The 14,712-nt window shown below is 69.4% G+C and carries 13 protein-coding genes; 9 read left to right on the top strand and 4 right to left on the bottom strand.

Annotated elements, in window-relative coordinates; translation table 11 throughout:
• The first annotated feature begins 46 nt into the window (after positions 1–46).
• From F7Q96_RS06550 to gloA, 9 genes are all read left to right on the top strand, one after another.
• Entirely contained in the window at positions 47–919 is an 873-nt protein-coding gene (locus F7Q96_RS06550; protein WP_043440367.1) for an HlyC/CorC family transporter, read from the top strand.
• A complete protein-coding gene (gene lnt, locus F7Q96_RS06545; protein WP_151022266.1) occupies positions 916–2,619 on the top strand; it encodes an apolipoprotein N-acyltransferase in 1,704 nt (567 codons plus the stop codon). The genes F7Q96_RS06550 and lnt overlap by 4 nt, the downstream gene beginning before the upstream one ends.
• A 434-nt stretch (positions 2,620–3,053) precedes the next feature.
• On the top strand, positions 3,054–4,028 hold the full coding sequence (gene glyQ / locus F7Q96_RS06540) for a glycine--tRNA ligase subunit alpha (RefSeq protein WP_151022264.1): 975 nt from the start codon (positions 3,054–3,056) through the stop codon (positions 4,026–4,028).
• On the top strand, positions 4,025–4,618 hold the full coding sequence (locus F7Q96_RS06535) for a hypothetical protein (protein WP_053822375.1): 594 nt from the start codon (positions 4,025–4,027) through the stop codon (positions 4,616–4,618). Before glyQ ends, F7Q96_RS06535 begins: the two co-directional genes overlap by 4 nt.
• A 64-nt stretch (positions 4,619–4,682) precedes the next feature.
• The gene (glyS, locus tag F7Q96_RS06530) at positions 4,683–6,806 is read left to right on the top strand and encodes a glycine--tRNA ligase subunit beta (RefSeq protein WP_053822376.1); all 2,124 of its coding nucleotides are present in this window, start codon (positions 4,683–4,685) and stop codon (positions 6,804–6,806) included.
• Positions 6,807–6,873: 67 nt separating this feature from the next.
• Entirely contained in the window at positions 6,874–7,527 is a 654-nt protein-coding gene (gene gmhB / locus F7Q96_RS06525; protein WP_082371537.1) for a D-glycero-beta-D-manno-heptose 1,7-bisphosphate 7-phosphatase, read from the top strand.
• Positions 7,524–8,276: a lysophospholipid acyltransferase family protein gene (locus F7Q96_RS06520; RefSeq protein ID WP_053822377.1), complete on the top strand. Its 753-nt coding sequence runs from the start codon at positions 7,524–7,526 to the stop codon at positions 8,274–8,276. Before gmhB ends, F7Q96_RS06520 begins: the two co-directional genes overlap by 4 nt.
• The gene (locus F7Q96_RS06515; RefSeq protein WP_226994762.1) at positions 8,273–9,154 is read left to right on the top strand and encodes a M48 family metallopeptidase; all 882 of its coding nucleotides are present in this window, start codon (positions 8,273–8,275) and stop codon (positions 9,152–9,154) included. The genes F7Q96_RS06520 and F7Q96_RS06515 overlap by 4 nt, the downstream gene beginning before the upstream one ends.
• 132 nt (positions 9,155–9,286) lie before the next feature.
• Complete coding sequence (gloA, locus tag F7Q96_RS06510; RefSeq protein ID WP_006576854.1) at positions 9,287–9,694, top strand: lactoylglutathione lyase; 408 nt, start codon at positions 9,287–9,289, stop codon at positions 9,692–9,694.
• Between the two features lie 73 nt (positions 9,695–9,767).
• Here the strand turns inward: gloA and F7Q96_RS06505 are convergent, their stop codons facing one another.
• The 4 genes from F7Q96_RS06505 to F7Q96_RS06490 all read right to left on the bottom strand — a co-directional run bounded on the left by F7Q96_RS06505 (position 9,768) and on the right by F7Q96_RS06490 (position 14,710).
• Positions 9,768–11,036, bottom strand: coding sequence for an ankyrin repeat domain-containing protein (locus F7Q96_RS06505; RefSeq protein WP_151022262.1), 1,269 nt, complete (start codon positions 11,034–11,036; stop codon positions 9,768–9,770).
• A gap of 205 nt (positions 11,037–11,241) precedes the next feature.
• Positions 11,242–12,054: a 16S rRNA (adenine(1518)-N(6)/adenine(1519)-N(6))-dimethyltransferase RsmA gene (gene rsmA, locus F7Q96_RS06500; protein WP_053823188.1), complete on the bottom strand. Its 813-nt coding sequence runs from the start codon at positions 12,052–12,054 to the stop codon at positions 11,242–11,244.
• A 10-nt stretch (positions 12,055–12,064) separates the two neighbouring features.
• Complete coding sequence (pdxA, locus tag F7Q96_RS06495; protein WP_151022260.1) at positions 12,065–13,159, bottom strand: 4-hydroxythreonine-4-phosphate dehydrogenase PdxA; 1,095 nt, start codon at positions 13,157–13,159, stop codon at positions 12,065–12,067.
• Positions 13,160–13,204: 45 nt separating this feature from the next.
• Positions 13,205–14,710, bottom strand: a complete 1,506-nt coding sequence (locus F7Q96_RS06490; RefSeq protein ID WP_053823189.1) for a peptidylprolyl isomerase — start codon at positions 14,708–14,710, stop codon at positions 13,205–13,207.
• Positions 14,711–14,712: the final 2 nt, after the last annotated feature.

The following is a 14,712-nucleotide window of genomic DNA, read 5'->3' as shown; positions in this document are numbered from 1 at the left end:
AATTGGTGTATGCTTGCTCCGGTATCCACCACGCGCACCTTGCGCCATGAACGACCCTTACCCTAGTTCGAAACCAGTCGACCGGCCCCGGTCCCTGCTCGAACGACTGAGCGATCTGATTTCTCCCGAGCCCGAATCGCGGGCCGAATTGCTCGAAGTCCTCCAGGATGCCCACGCCCGCAATCTGATCGACGCGGAGTCGCTGTCGATGATCGAAGGCGTGTTCCAGGTCTCGGAATTGACCGCGCGCGACATCATGGTGCCTCGCGCCCAGATGGACGCGGTCAATATCGCCGATGCGCCGGAAGCCTTCATTCCCTTCATGCAGGAGACGGCGCACTCGCGCTTCCCGGTCTACGAAGGCAGCCGCGACAACATCATCGGCATCCTGCTCGCCAAGGACCTGCTGCGCTACTACACCGACAGCGAGTTCGACCTGCGGGAGATGCTGCGGCCCGCGGTGTTCATTCCCGAGTCCAAGCGCCTGAACATCCTGCTGCGCGAATTCCGCAACAACCGCAATCACATCGCGATCGTGGTCGACGAGTACGGCGGCGTCGCCGGACTGGTCACGATCGAGGACGTGCTCGAACAGATCGTCGGCGACATCGAGGACGAATTCGATCTCGACGAGGATGACGACAATATCGTGCCGCTGCCCGACGGCAGCTGGCGCGTGCACGGGCTGACCGAGATCGAGCAGTTCAACGAGGCCTTCGGCACCCAGTTCCCCGACGACGACGTCGATACGGTCGGCGGCCTGCTGACCAACCACGTCGGCCACGTGCCGCACCGCGGGGAAATCATCACGCTGCCGCCGCTGCGCTTCGAGGTGCTGCGCGCCGACGCGCGCCAGCTGCATCTGCTGCTGGTCCGGCGCGAAGCCCCCGCGGTCACCGACGCCGTGGCCAACGCATGAAGCGGCTGGCGCAGGGCTGGAACGGCGCCGCCGCCGCCGAACTCGATACACCACTGACCGACACCCGCCGCGGCCGCGCGCGCTGGGGCCGCCTGCTGCTGGCCGGCGTGCTTGGCGTCGCCCATACCCAGGCCTTCGCGCCGCGTGACTGGTGGTGGCTGCAGCTGCTGGCGCTGGCGGGACTGGCCGCGCTGCTGTTCGATACCCGCCGCGTGCGCGATGCCGCCGCGCTGGGCTACGCCTTCGGACTGGGCTGGTTCCTGTCCGGCATCTGGTGGCTCTATATCAGCATGCATGTCTACGGCGAGATGCCGGCCTGGATGGCCGCGCTCGCGGTGCTGCTGTTCTCGGGCTATCTCGCGCTCTATCCCGCGCTGGCGGCCGCCGCGTGGCATCGCGCCACCGCGTCGCGGCGCTTCGGTCCGGCCGCTTCCACCGCTTCCGCCGCTTCCGCGGACGCCGTCGGCTGGTTCGGGCTGGTGGCCGCGCCGCTGGCGTTCGGCGCCGCCTGGGGCCTGACCGAATGGCTGCGCGGCGTGATCTTCACCGGTTTCCCGTGGCTGGGCAGCGGCTATGCGCATACCGACGGACCGCTGGCCGGCTACGCGCCGCTGCTGGGCGTCTACGGCGTCGGCGCGCTGGCCGCGGTCTGTGCGGCCTGGCTCGCCGCGCTGGCGCGCATCGCGCGGCCGGCATCGGCGAAATTGCCCGATATGCCGGCGGGCGGTCGCACCGCCGGCATATCGGCAACGCTCGCGGTCCCGCTGGGCCTGGCGGTGCTGCTCGGCGCGGGCTGGCTGCTGGCCGGCCGCGCCTGGACCGAGCCGGTCGGCGCGCCGCTGTCGGTGCGGCTGCTGCAGGGCAACGTGCCGCAGGACATCAAGTTCGAGGCGGCCGGCATCGCCCGCTCCAACGCGCTGTACCGCGACATGATCACCGCCGCCCCGGCCGATCTGGTGGTCACGCCGGAGACCGCGTTCCCGCTGATCCTGCAGGACATGCCGCCGGAGATCGCGCTGGCGCTGCGGCAGTTCAGCGTCGGCACCGGCACCGCGCTGCTGTTTGGCGCCGCGGGCGCCGACTCGCCGGTCGACTTCACCAACAGCGTGTTCGGCATCGGCCCCGAGATGAAGGGGCTGTACCGCTACGACAAGCACCACCTGGTGCCCTTCGGCGAGTTCATCCCCTGGGGCTTCCGCTGGTTCGTCGACATGATGAAGATGCCGCTGGGGGACTTCCGCCGCGGCGGACTGGCGCAGGCGCCGCTGCCGGTGCGCGGCGTGATGGTGGCGCCCAATATCTGCTACGAGGATCTGTTCGGCGAGGAAATCGCGCGCACGCTGCGTGGCCAGCGGGAGCCGGCCAATGTGCTGGTCAACGTCACCAATCTGGCCTGGTTCGGCGACACCATCGCGCTGGACCAGCACCTGCAGATCTCGCGGATGCGCGCGCTCGAGACGCGCCGGCCGATGCTGCGCTCGACCAATACCGGCATGACGGCGGTGGTCGCACCCGACGGCAGCGTGCCGGCGCGGCTGGCGACCTTCACCACCGGCACGCTGAGCGCGCAAGTGCAGGGCACGCGCGGGCTGACGCCCTATGTGCGGGTCGGCAATGTACCGGCGGTGCTCGGCTGCCTGCTGGTGCTGCTGGTGGTGGCCTGGCGCGCGGCGTCGGGCCGGCGCGGCGCCGGCGCCTGAGCGTTTCGCCGGCCTGGGCGGCCGAGCCTTACTGGATCACGCTGGCGACGATCGATACCGCGGCAGCCGCTGCCATCACCGCCAGGGCGACCAGATAGGGTTTGCGCGAGAGAAGCGACATGATGTTTGTCCCCGTGGTGTTGGCGCCGGCGGCTGCCTGCACGGCGCCGCCCGCTGCCTCTGTCGAACAGCTTTTCAATAATGTATACAAAAATCGATAACGGCAGGCCCTTGCGGAACTTGAGATCCCTCGGGATTTACCCGAGGTCCTCGTCCAGCTGCCTGCCCCTCCCCGTCGGCGGCTGCCGGGCAAAAAACCGCTAGAATTCTGGGTTTGGCAACGGCGGGACCGGCCGGCCCGGCCGCCGTCCCCGCCCGCTTCCGCTTCGGTGGCCCGCCGCCGGGCCAACACTCCGCGATCCGTCGTCTTCGTTATGCTGACCTTCCAACAAATGATCCTGACCTTGCAGTCCTACTGGGACCGGCAAGGATGCGCGCTGTTGCAACCCATCGATCTGGAGGTTGGCGCCGGTACCTCGCACGTGCATACCTTCCTGCGCGCGATCGGCCCCGAGCCGTGGCGCGCCGCCTATGTGCAACCGTCGCGCCGCCCGAAGGACGGCCGCTATGGCGAGAACCCGAACAGGCTGCAGCACTACTACCAGTACCAGGTCGTGCTCAAGCCCGCGCCGGAGAACATCCTCGAGCTCTACCTGGGCTCGCTCGAGGCGCTGGGCCTGGACCTGAAGCAGAACGACATCCGCTTCGTCGAGGACGACTGGGAAAACCCGACGCTGGGCGCCTGGGGCCTGGGCTGGGAGGTCTGGCTCAACGGCATGGAGGTGACCCAGTTCACCTACTTCCAGCAGGTCGGCGGCATCGATTGCAAGCCGATCACCGGCGAGATCACCTACGGCATCGAGCGCCTCGCGATGTATCTGCAGGGCGTCGAGAACGTCTACGACCTGGTCTGGACCGAGTGGGAAGAGAACGGCAAGACGCGCCGTCTGACCTATGGCGACGTCTACCACCAGAACGAGGTCGAACAGTCGACCTACAACTTCGAACAGAGCAATACCGACATCCTGTTCCGCCATTTCGCCGAGCACGAGGGCGAAGCCAAGCGGCTGATGGGCGTCGGTGCCGAGGGTGACGCGGCACAGGCGGCAAGCGTCAAGCTGGCGCTGCCGGCCTACGAACAGGTACTCAAGGCCGCCCACACCTTCAACCTGCTGGACGCGCGCGGCGCGATCTCGGTGACCGAGCGCGCCGCCTACATCGGCCGCATCCGCAATCTGTCGCGGCTGGTCGCGCAGGCCTACTACGATTCGCGGGAGGCGCTGGGCTTCCCGATGTGCGCGCCGGCTGGCGCCGAGGCCCCCACCGGCACCACCGAGGCCGCCGCATGAACTCGATGGCACGCCGTGCGCTGTGCTGCGCGCTGGCGGTGGCCGCCACGGGCGGCGCGCACGCCATCGTGCCGTCGGCCTATGCCCAGGCCTCGCAGGTGCTCTACCCGTCGGCCGAGCAGGCCAACGTCTGCGAAGGCGATTCGCAGGCGCTGCAGCAGGCCATCAACAAGCATCTGCAGCCGAGCGCCAACGCGATCGACCAGTGGACGCAGCTGGTGCGCTCGATGTCGTGCGACCTGTCCGGGTCCAGGGACCTGGGCTGGCGGCGCGTGCCGCTGCGCGCCTACGAGAGCGCGATCCGCTACCCGCTGACCTGGGTCGAGACCGTACACCGCAACGGCCGGCAACGGCGCCTGGTGCGCACCTACCATTCGGCCTCGCAGCTGCCGCCGCGGATCGACTTCTGGATCGGCGGCCGCATCGACGAGATCCGCTACGATCGCCGCCATCACCGCCTGTATGCGCGCTTCTCCGCCAACAGCGAGAAGCTGGCCGGCAGCACCCAGTCCGCCTGCCGCTCCACCACGCTGCAGTTTCGCCAGCAGCATGGGCTATGGCTGCTGGCGGGCGTCGAACCGCGCTGTTGAGCGCCGCTGAACCTTTCCGGCGCCGCCGATGCCGGCGTGCGCCACAACCCGTTGGAACCGATTCATGTCGCAACCCCTGACCGATTCGCTGCTGATCGAACTGTTCACCGAAGAGCTGCCGCCGAAGGCGCTGGCGCGCCTGGGCGAGGCCTTTGCCCAGGGCCTGTTCGCCGGCCTCGCCGAACGCGGCCTGCTCGACGACGGCAGCACGGTGACGCCGTACGCCACGCCGCGCCGCCTGGCCGCGCGGATCAGCGGCGTGCGCGAAAGCGCGCCGGACCGCGAGCAGCGCGAGAAGGTGTTGCCGGTGTCGGTGGCGCTCGACGCGGCCGGCGAGCCGACCGCGCCGCTGGCCAAGAAGCTGGCCGCGCTGGCCAAGTCGGTCGGCGTCGACGCGATCGACTGGCAGACGCTGGAGCGCGCCTCCGACGGCAAGGCCGAGGCGCTGTTCTACCGCTACACCGCGCGCGGCGCGGTGCTGGCCGAGGGCCTGCAGGCCGCGCTGGACGAAACCATCGGCAAGCTGCCGATCCCGAAGGTGATGAGCTACCAGCGCCCGGACGGCAGCACCGTCAACTTCGTGCGCCCGGCCCACCGGCTGATCGCGCTGCATGGCGACAAGGTCGTGCCCGTCTCGGCGCTCGGGCTGGCGGCGGGCCGACGCACGCTGGGCCACCGCTTCCTGTCCGCCGGCGAGATCGACATCCCGCACGCCGAGCGCTACGCCGCCGTGCTGGAGGACCAGGGCAAGGTGCTGGCCAGCTATGCGCAGCGGCGCGAGCGCATCCGCGAAGGGCTGCTGGCCGCCGCCGGCGCCGATCGCGTGATCATGCCCGAAGCGCTGCTCGACGAGGTCAACGCGCTGGTCGAATGGCCGGTGGTCTATGCCTGCCATTTCGAGGAGGCCTTCCTCGCCGTGCCGCAGGAATGCCTGATCCTGACGATGCAGACCAACCAGAAGTACTTCGCGCTGACCGACGCCAACGGCCAGCTGCGCAACCGCTTCCTGATCGTGTCGAACCTGGCCACCGACACGCCGCAGTCGATCATCGGCGGCAACGAGCGCGTGGTGCGCCCGCGCCTGGCCGATGCCAAGTTCTTCTTCGACCAGGACCGCAAGAAGACGCTGGCCTCGCGCGTGCCCCAGCTCGCCAACGTGGTCTATCACAACAAGATCGGCACCCAGCTGGACCGCGTGCAGCGGCTGCAGCAGATCGCCGGCCATATCGCCGACGCGCTGGCCACGGCCGGCGTGCCGGTCGACAAGGCGGCCGCAATGCGCGGCGCGGAACTGGCCAAGGCCGACCTGCTGACCGACATGGTCGGCGAATTCCCCGAACTGCAGGGCACGATGGGGACTTACTACGCGCGCCACGACGACGAAGCCGAGGAAGTCGCGCTGGCCTGCTCCGAACACTACCGTCCGCGCTTTGCCGGCGATGCGCTGCCGTCGAACCCCGTCAGCATCGCGGTGGCGCTGGCCGACAAGCTCGAGACGCTGGTCGGCATCTGGGGCATCGGCCTGCAGCCGACCGGCGAGAAGGACCCGTTCGCGCTGCGCCGCCATGCGCTGGGCATCCTGCGCATGCTGGTCGAGACGCCGCTGCCGCTGGGCATCGACGCGCTGCTGGCGCTGACCGAGCAGGCCTTCGCCGGCGTGCCGGCGGTCAAGCCGGCGCGCGAGGACATCACCGACTTCCTGTACGACCGTCTGCGCGGCTATCTGAAGGACAAGGGCTACACCACCAACGAGGTGGAGGCGGTGGTCAGCCTGCGCCCGCAGCGGCTCGACGACATCCTCGGCCGCATGGAAGCGGTGCGCACCTTCGCCGCGCTGCCCGAGGCGGACGCGCTGGCGGCCGCCAACAAGCGGATCACCAATATCCTGCGCAAGAATACCGAGGCCGTCGGCGAAGTCGCGCCGGCGCTGTTCCAGGAAGACGCGGAGGGCGCGCTGCATGCCGCCATCGACAGCGTGCGGCCGGAGGTCGAGGCGGCGTTCGCACGCGGCGACTTCACCGCCGCGCTGCGCGACCTGGCCCGGCTGCGCGACGCGGTGGACCGCTTCTTCGACGGCGTGATGGTGATGGCCGAGGACGCGCAGCTGCGCGCCAACCGCCTCGCCCTGCTGGCCTCGCTGCATGCGCTGGCCAACCGCGTCGCGGACATCTCGAAGCTGGCCGCCTGACCCTCGCCGCCTTGCACGGACGCACCGCACAAGCCGCACCGACCGTACCCGTTACCGAAGCGCCGCCATGCCGCAGACACCGCCCAAATTCGTGATCCTGGACCGCGATGGGGTCATCAACCTCGACAGCGACCAGTTCATCAAGACGCCGGACGAATGGATTCCGATCCCCGGCAGCCTGGAAGCGATCGCCGCGCTGAACGAGGCCGGCTACCGCGTCGTGGTCGCCAGCAACCAGTCGGGCATCGGCCGCGGCCTGTTCGAGATGAGCGCGCTGAACGCGATGCACGAGAAGATGTACAAGGCGCTGGCCCGCCTCGGCGGCCGCGTCGAGGCGATCTTCTTCTGCCCGCACACCGCCGCGGACGCGTGCGACTGCCGCAAACCCAAACCCGGCCTGATCCAGCAGGCGGCGCAGCGCTTCGGCATCGAGCTGCGCGGCGTGCCGATCGTCGGCGATTCGCTGCGCGACCTGGAGGCCGGCGTCGCCCTCGGCTGCACGCCGCACCTGGTGCGCACCGGCAAGGGCGAAGGCACGCTGGCCAAGGGTGGCCTGCCGACCGGCACGCTGGTCCACGACGATCTGCGCGCGTTCTCGCGCTGGCTGCTGGAAGGCGATGGCGCGCGGCACGGCGCCGCGGCGGCATCGCATGCGGGTGCGGCACCTGTGGCAACTGCGGGCCGCGCCACGTCACCGGTTGACTCGACGAACCCTCGATGATCTTTCTACGCTCCCTGCTGTTCGCGTTGTACCTGCTGGTACTGACGCCCCCCTATGCCTGCGCCTGCTTCCTGGCCTTCCCCTTCATGAGCGCCAACCGGCGCTACCGCTTCGTGCGCGGCTGGCCAAAGCTGGTGATCGGCGCCGCCCGGCTGATCTGCGGCATCCGCTACCGCATCGAAGGCGGCGAGCACCTGCAGGCCATGATCGACAAGCCGGTGGTGCTGCTGTCCAAGCACCAGTCGGCGTGGGAAACCGTGGCGCTGGTGGCGACGATGCCCAAGCCGCTGTGTTTCGTCTTCAAGCGCGAGCTGCTGTTCGTGCCGTTCTTCGGCTGGGCGCTGGGCATGCTGAAGATGGTCCATATCAACCGCAAGGACGGTTCGCGGGCGTTCGCCTCGGCCGTGCGCCAGGGCCGCGAGCGGCTCGCCGAGGGGGCCTGGATCATCATGTTCCCGGAAGGCACGCGCACCCCGGCCGGCATGGAAAACCCGCGCTACAAGAGCGGCGGAGCCCGGCTGGCGGTCGAGACCGGCGCCTCGGTGATTCCGATCGCGGTCAATTCCGGGCGCCTGTGGCCGCGCAACTCGTTCCTGAAGTACCCCGGCACCATCACGATCTCGATCGGCCCGCCGCTGTCGTCGGCCCACAAGACCGCCGACCTGCTGAACCAGGAGGTCGAGCAATGGATCGAGCGCGACATGCGCCGCATCGATCCGGAGAGCTATCTGCGAGGGCAGCCTGCATGAAGCCGGCCCGCCGCGCCCCGGAACCCGCGGACGGCCAGATGGAGCTGCCGCTGATGGACTCCGGCGCCGGCACGGCCGGCGCGCGGCCGGCGGCCAGCGCGCTGGACGGCACCACGTCGGCCGGCCCGGCCACGGCAACGTGGCCGGCGCCGCAGCCCAACGCCCGGCTGCTGCGGCTTGGCGAACGTCCGCTGCACTACACGCTGAAGCGTTCGTCCCGGCGCACCATCGGCTTCGTCATCGACGACCGCGGGCTGTCGATCACCGCGCCGCGCTGGGTCACCATCGCCGACATCGAAGCGGCGATCGCCGAGAAGCAGCGCTGGATCTTCGGCAAGCTGGCCGAATGGCAGCAGCGCGATGCGCAGCGCGTGCTGCCCGCGGTGCAGTGGCGCGACGGCGCGACGCTGCCCTTCCTCGGCAAGCCGATCACGCTGCGGCTCGATTCGCCGACCGGTACGCTGCTGTTCGATGGGCAGGCGCGCGTGCTGCATCTGGCGCTGCCCGAGCAGGCCGACGAGCAACAGATCAAGGACCGCGTGCAAGCCTGGCTGCAGCACCAGGCCAAGCGGCTGCTGGCCGAACGGCTCGATATCTATGCGGAAAAGCTCGGCGTGCGCCACCGCGCCTTCGCGCTGAGCTCGGCCAATACGCGCTGGGGCAGCTGCACCTCGGACGGCAAGATCCGGCTGAGCTGGCGGCTGATGCATTTCCCGCTGTCGGTGATCGACTATGTGGCCGCGCACGAGCTGGCGCATCTGAAGGAAATGAACCACAGCCCGCGTTTCTGGGACACGGTGGCGTCGATCTTCCCCGAGTTCCGCGACGCCCGCGCGCAGTTGCGCAGCCATCCGCCCGAAGCGTTGCCGGCATTCTGACGCGGCGGCACCGGCGGCGCCCCCCGGATCGCTGCGCCGATCCGTTCTACACTAACGCCTTTGCCGCACTCCCTGCGGCACCCTGCAGTACCCCTACAAGACGTCAATAGAACACCCCAACAGAGGCTCATCATGCGACTCCTCCACACCATGCTCCGTGTCGGCGACCTGCAGCGCTCGATCGATTTCTACACCCGCGTGCTCGGCATGCAACTGCTGCGCGAGAGCGACAATCCCGAATACAAGTACCGGCTCGCCTTCGTCGGCTACGGCCCCGAGAGCGAAACCGCGGTGCTGGAACTGACCTACAACTACGGCGTCGACAAGTACGAGATGGGCACCGCCTACGGCCACATCGCGCTGGAAACGGATGATGCCGCCGGCGCCTGCGAACGCATCCGCGCGGCCGGCGGCAAGGTCACGCGCGAGGCGGGCCCCGTGAAGGGCGGCACCACGGTGATCGCCTTCGTCGAAGACCCGGACGGCTACAAGATCGAGCTGATCGAGCGCAACTCGACGCGCGACGCCAGCCGGCCCTGACGGGCTGCCTCGGGGCCCCAGGGCCCCAACGCCCCGGGGCTGCGCCGTCCGCGCACCGCGGCGACGCGCGGCCTCAAAGGATAGTGCAAACGCTCTCGCCCTTCGCCACGCGACGCATATTGCTTTCGAGCTGATAGTCCCTGACGGTCGCGCCCTTGCCGTCCACCATGTCGGTCCGCGCCCCCGCCACGATGATCTTGAAGATGAAGCCCGGCGGCTGGTCGCTCATATGCGCGTACATCAGTGGCGTGCGGCCCAGCGTATCGCGGCCATTGATGTTGCCGCCGGCATCGCGCAAGCTCTTGACGATGTCCAGGTATCCGTCCGACGCCGCCACCATCATCGGCGAGGTGCCGGCATCGTCGCGGACATCCGGGTCGGCGCCGTAGGCCACCAACTGCTGCACGGCACGCAGCTGACCTAACGTAGCGGCCAGATGCAGCGCCGTAATGCCGAGCGGGCCCGGGGCATCGACGGGAACGCCATGGAGCAGCAAGCGCGCGAACGGCGCGTCCGCGCCGAGCGCTATCGCGGTCATCAACGGCGTCATGCCCATGGCGGGCTCCGCTTGTTCGAGCACGGCGCGGTTGTCGACCGCCGCCGCCAGGTCGATCAGCGCGCAGGCCACGCGCGGCGCCTTGTTGCGCAAGGCCAGCTGCAACAGGTCCAGCCCGTCCTTGATCGGCATGTCGAGGCTCCAGTCGGCGCTGGTCACCAGGTGCCGCACGGCGGCCGCATCGTCGGCCTCGATTCCTGACAGCACGCTGGTCCGAAATCCATTCATCCAGTCGACCAGGGCGTCTTCCAGCGCCGGCAGGATCGCCGCATGGCCGAGTGCCGGCGCGCCCCCCACGTCCTTGCCGAGCTCCAGCGCGCTCCTGCCGTGCCGGTTCGGCTTGCCGAGGGCGCCGAGCCCGATGCCGCCGCCGTACCAGCGCCCGTGGTCCAGCAACGACTGCACCACCGCGGGCATGGTCGGACGCAGACCCAGCGCCAGGTGCATGCAGGTGTCGCCGTCGCAATTGGCGATGGCGGGATCGGCCCGATGGGCGAGCAGCGTATTGATCAGCGCCGGTTCGCAACGCGACTGGATCGCCGTGTGCAACGGTGTGTTGCCCTGCTCGTCGCGCCAGCGGATGGCGGCCGGTTCGCGCTGAAGCCACTCGCGCACCGCCGGGCCGTCGTGGCGCCGCAGCGCCAGCGCCAGTTCGCGGCCTGCGTGGTGGGGGCCGGCGCTGCCGGTGCATTCATCGCCTGTGGCGCGGCGCGCGCCGTGAACGGTGTCGGGTACGGGGCCGGACTGGAACAGCGGGACCTGGCTCGTGATACGGCTAGCATGCATGCTGCGCTCCTTTGCGGTTGAGAGATCGGGCGACGCGGCCCTGGGCCGGTCGCGGCGCGATTCTCATCCGCGCCGGAAGGCGCGCTTTAGCATTCGGGTGGAGTTCTTGCGCAGGCCGGCGACACAGTGCGCGGACACAGTGTGCCGACACCGTGTGCCGACTGCCGCGGCCCGCAGAGGGAAGGAAAGGGAAGAAAAATCGGGCTTACCCGCCGATGCGATTGGCCAGCTCGACGTACTCGGCCACCGGCACCTCTTCGGCGCGGCGGCCCAGGTCGAAGCCGATCGCGTCGAAGTCGACATGATCGCGCAGCATCGACAGCGTGTTGCGCAGCACCTTGCGGCGCTGCGAAAACGCCGCGGTGACCAGGTCGCCCAGCACCGTCATGTCGCACGCGGCGTACGGCGAGCGCAGCCGGCCGTCCTCGTGGCGCGGCCACGGAATCATGCGCACCACCGCGGAATCGACCTTGGGCGGCGGATTGAACGACTCCGGCGGCACGTCCAGCACGTATTCCATGTGGTAGCGGACCTGCAGCATGATCGACAGCCGGCCGAAGGCCTTGCTGCCGGGCTCGGCCACCATCCGCTCGACCACCTCCTTCTGCAGCATGAAATGCTGGTCGCGCACGTGATCGGCGAACTCCATCAGATGGAACAGCAGCGGGCTCGAGATGTTGTACGGCAGATTGCCGACGATGCGAAGCGGGCGTCCGGGCTGCTTCAGCTGGTCGAAATCGAAGGCCAGCGCATCGCCGGCGTGGATCGTCATGCGGTCGCCATAGCGGCGGCGCAGCCGTTCGACCAGATCGCGGTCCAGTTCGACCACGTGCAGATGATCGAGCCGCTCCAGCAGCGGCTCGGTCAGCGCGCCGAGGCCGGGACCGATCTCGACGACCAGGTCGCCGGCGTGCGGGTCGATGGCATTGACGATGCCATGAATGATGCTGTCGTCGACCAGGAAGTTCTGGCCGAATCGCTTGCGGGCCGTATGGCCCTGGTGCACAGGGGAACGCATCGATGTCTCTTCAGTGTCCGGCCGGCGAGCCGCCAGGCAGGTCGCGCCCGGCATGGCCGACCATGCCGATCGCGCAGCGGATCGCCTCGATCATGCTGCCGTGTTCGGCGCGGCCCGTGGCGGCCAGATCGAGCGCGGTGCCGTGATCGACCGAGGTGCGGATGAACGGCAGGCCGAGCGTGATATTGACACCATGGCCGAAGGTGCCGTATTTCAGCGGCGCCAGGCCCTGGTCATGGTACATCGCCAGTACGCAGTCGGCATCGCGCAGCAGCCGGGGCTGGAACAGCGTGTCGGCCGGATAGGGGCCGCGCGCGTCGATGCCCGCCTCGCGTGCCTTCGTCAGCGCCGGCGCGATGATGTCGATCTCCTCGCGGCCGAGGTGTCCGCTCTCGCCGGCATGCGGATTCAGTCCCGTCACCAGGATGCGGGGATGGGCCAGGCCGAAGCGCCGCCGCAGATCGGTGTCGACGATCGTCAGCGTCTCGAGCAGCATCGGCACGTCGAGCGCATCGGCCACGTCGCGCAGCGGCAGATGGGTGGTGGCCAGCGCCACGCGCAGCATCGCATTGGCATGCGCGGGCTGCGGGCCGGCCAGCATCATCACCACGCGCGCGACACCGGCCCGCTCGGCCAGATATTCGGTATGGCCGGTGAACGGTACACCGGCGTCATTGATGGTGCTCTTCTGCACCGGTGCGGTGACCACCGCCGCATAGCGGGCGGTCTGCCCCGGCTGCGGCTGCAGGCCGGCCAGCGCCGCATCGAGCAGCGCCAGCACATGGCGTCCGTTGCGCGCGTCGAGCACGCCGGGCTGGCATGGCACCGCCAGCGGAATATCGTCGACGACGACCTCGCCCGCAACGAGCTTGTCCTGCCATGCCTGCGCCAATCCGAGCACCGCGGCGCGTTCGGCCAGCAGCCGCGCGTCGCCGAGCACATGGAAGCGCGGGCCCGCCTTCCCGCCCGCCAGCTCCAGCACCGCCCGGATCGTGATGTCCGGACCGATGCCGGCCGGCTCGCCGGTCGTGATCGCGATCGGCAGCGACGCGGCCGGATGCGCGGAAACCGTTGGCGGGGAAGATGTGGCAGACGGCGCGGTCATCGTGGTGGCGATACGGTTCCCGTGGCGGGTCCTTCGCTGGATACCTTAGCGGGTCGCCTCGCGGTTGGTCCGGTATTCGACATAGGCGGCCTCGCGCAACTGGCGCAGCCAATCCTCGTAGGCGGCGCGCAGCTTCTGCTCGCGCACCTCGGCGCGGGCGAAGTCGCGCTGCTTCTCCGGCGACACCTCGACCTCGCGGCGGTTGTCGACCTGGATCAGGTGCACGCCGAACTGGCTGGTGACCGGCTCGGACACTTCACCCGGGCGCAGGCGGTTCATCGCCTGCTCGAACTCGGGGACCAGCTCGCCCGGCGACACCCAGCCGAGTTCGCCGCCGTTCTGCGCCGAACCGTCCTGCGAATAGCGCTTGGCGATATCGGCGAAGCTGGTGCCGTGCTGGATGCGGTCGCGCAGCGTCGACAGCTGGCGGCGCGCCTCCGCCTCGGGCATGTTCGGGCCGGTGCGGATCAGGATATGGCGCACCTGCGTCTGCGTGATGCGGCTCGGCGCGACATCGCCGCCAGCGGGCGCGGTGCGCTTGCCGGCGAGCTTCAGCACATGGAACCCGGCCGGGCTTTCGACGACCTCCGGTACCACCTTGCCCGGCTGCAGATCCAGCACGGCGTTGGCGAACTGCGCGGGCAGGCGGCCGATCTCGCGATAGCCGAGCGAACCGCCCTTGGCACCCTCGGCGCCGTCCGAATTGTTCTGCGCCAGCTGCGCGAAGTCCGCGCCGCCCTGGGCCTGCTTCAGCAGCCCCTCGGCCTTGGCGCGCAGTTGCGCCTTCTGCGCCTCGCTGGCGCCCTCGGGCACGCGCACGAAGATCTGCGCGACGTCGTACTGCGCTTCGCCGGCCGGCGCGGCGCCGCTGCGTGCGGCGCGCGCGGCCAGATAGTTGTCGATCTCGCCGTCGAACACCTGCACCTTGGAGTCGACCTCGCGCTCGCGCAGCCGGATCACCTGCACCTGCTTGCGCAGCTCGCTGCGGTACTTGTCCCAGGTCATGCCGCTGCGGTCGACCTGCGCACGCAGATCGGCCACGCTGATGCGGTTCTGCTGCGCGACCGACTCGATCGCGCGGTCGACCTCCTGATCGGTCACGCGGATGCCGGCGTCCTGCGCAGCCTGGGTCTGCACCCGCTCCATCACCAGCCGCTCCAGCACTTCGCCGAGCAGTTCCTCGCGCGGCGGAATCGGACGGCCGGCGGAGCGCAGCTGGTTCTCGATCTCGTCGGCGCTATCGAGCAGCTCGCGCCGCGTGATCACGGTGTTGTTGACGATCGCCACCACCTCGTCGACCAGCTGCGAGCGGCCGGTGCGCTGGCCCGAGCCCAAGCGCGGCTGGGTCGGCGAGGTCGGCGGCGTGGCCTGCGAACCCTGCGGCACGAAGATGCCGCTGGCGCGCGGCGTGGAGCCCGATGCACCGGGGGCCTTCAGCTGCGCGGCCGCCGGAACGGCCACGCAGGCGAGCAATGCGGACAGCACGATGCCGCGCGAACGCCGCGACGATGCCGCGGCAACGGAAAATACGGAGACTGCTTGACGCTTCATCA

The organism is Cupriavidus gilardii (genome assembly GCF_008801915.1).
GTDB lineage: Bacteria > Pseudomonadota > Gammaproteobacteria > Burkholderiales > Burkholderiaceae > Cupriavidus > Cupriavidus gilardii.
This window is presented reverse-complemented; position numbering and strand designations above follow the sequence as displayed.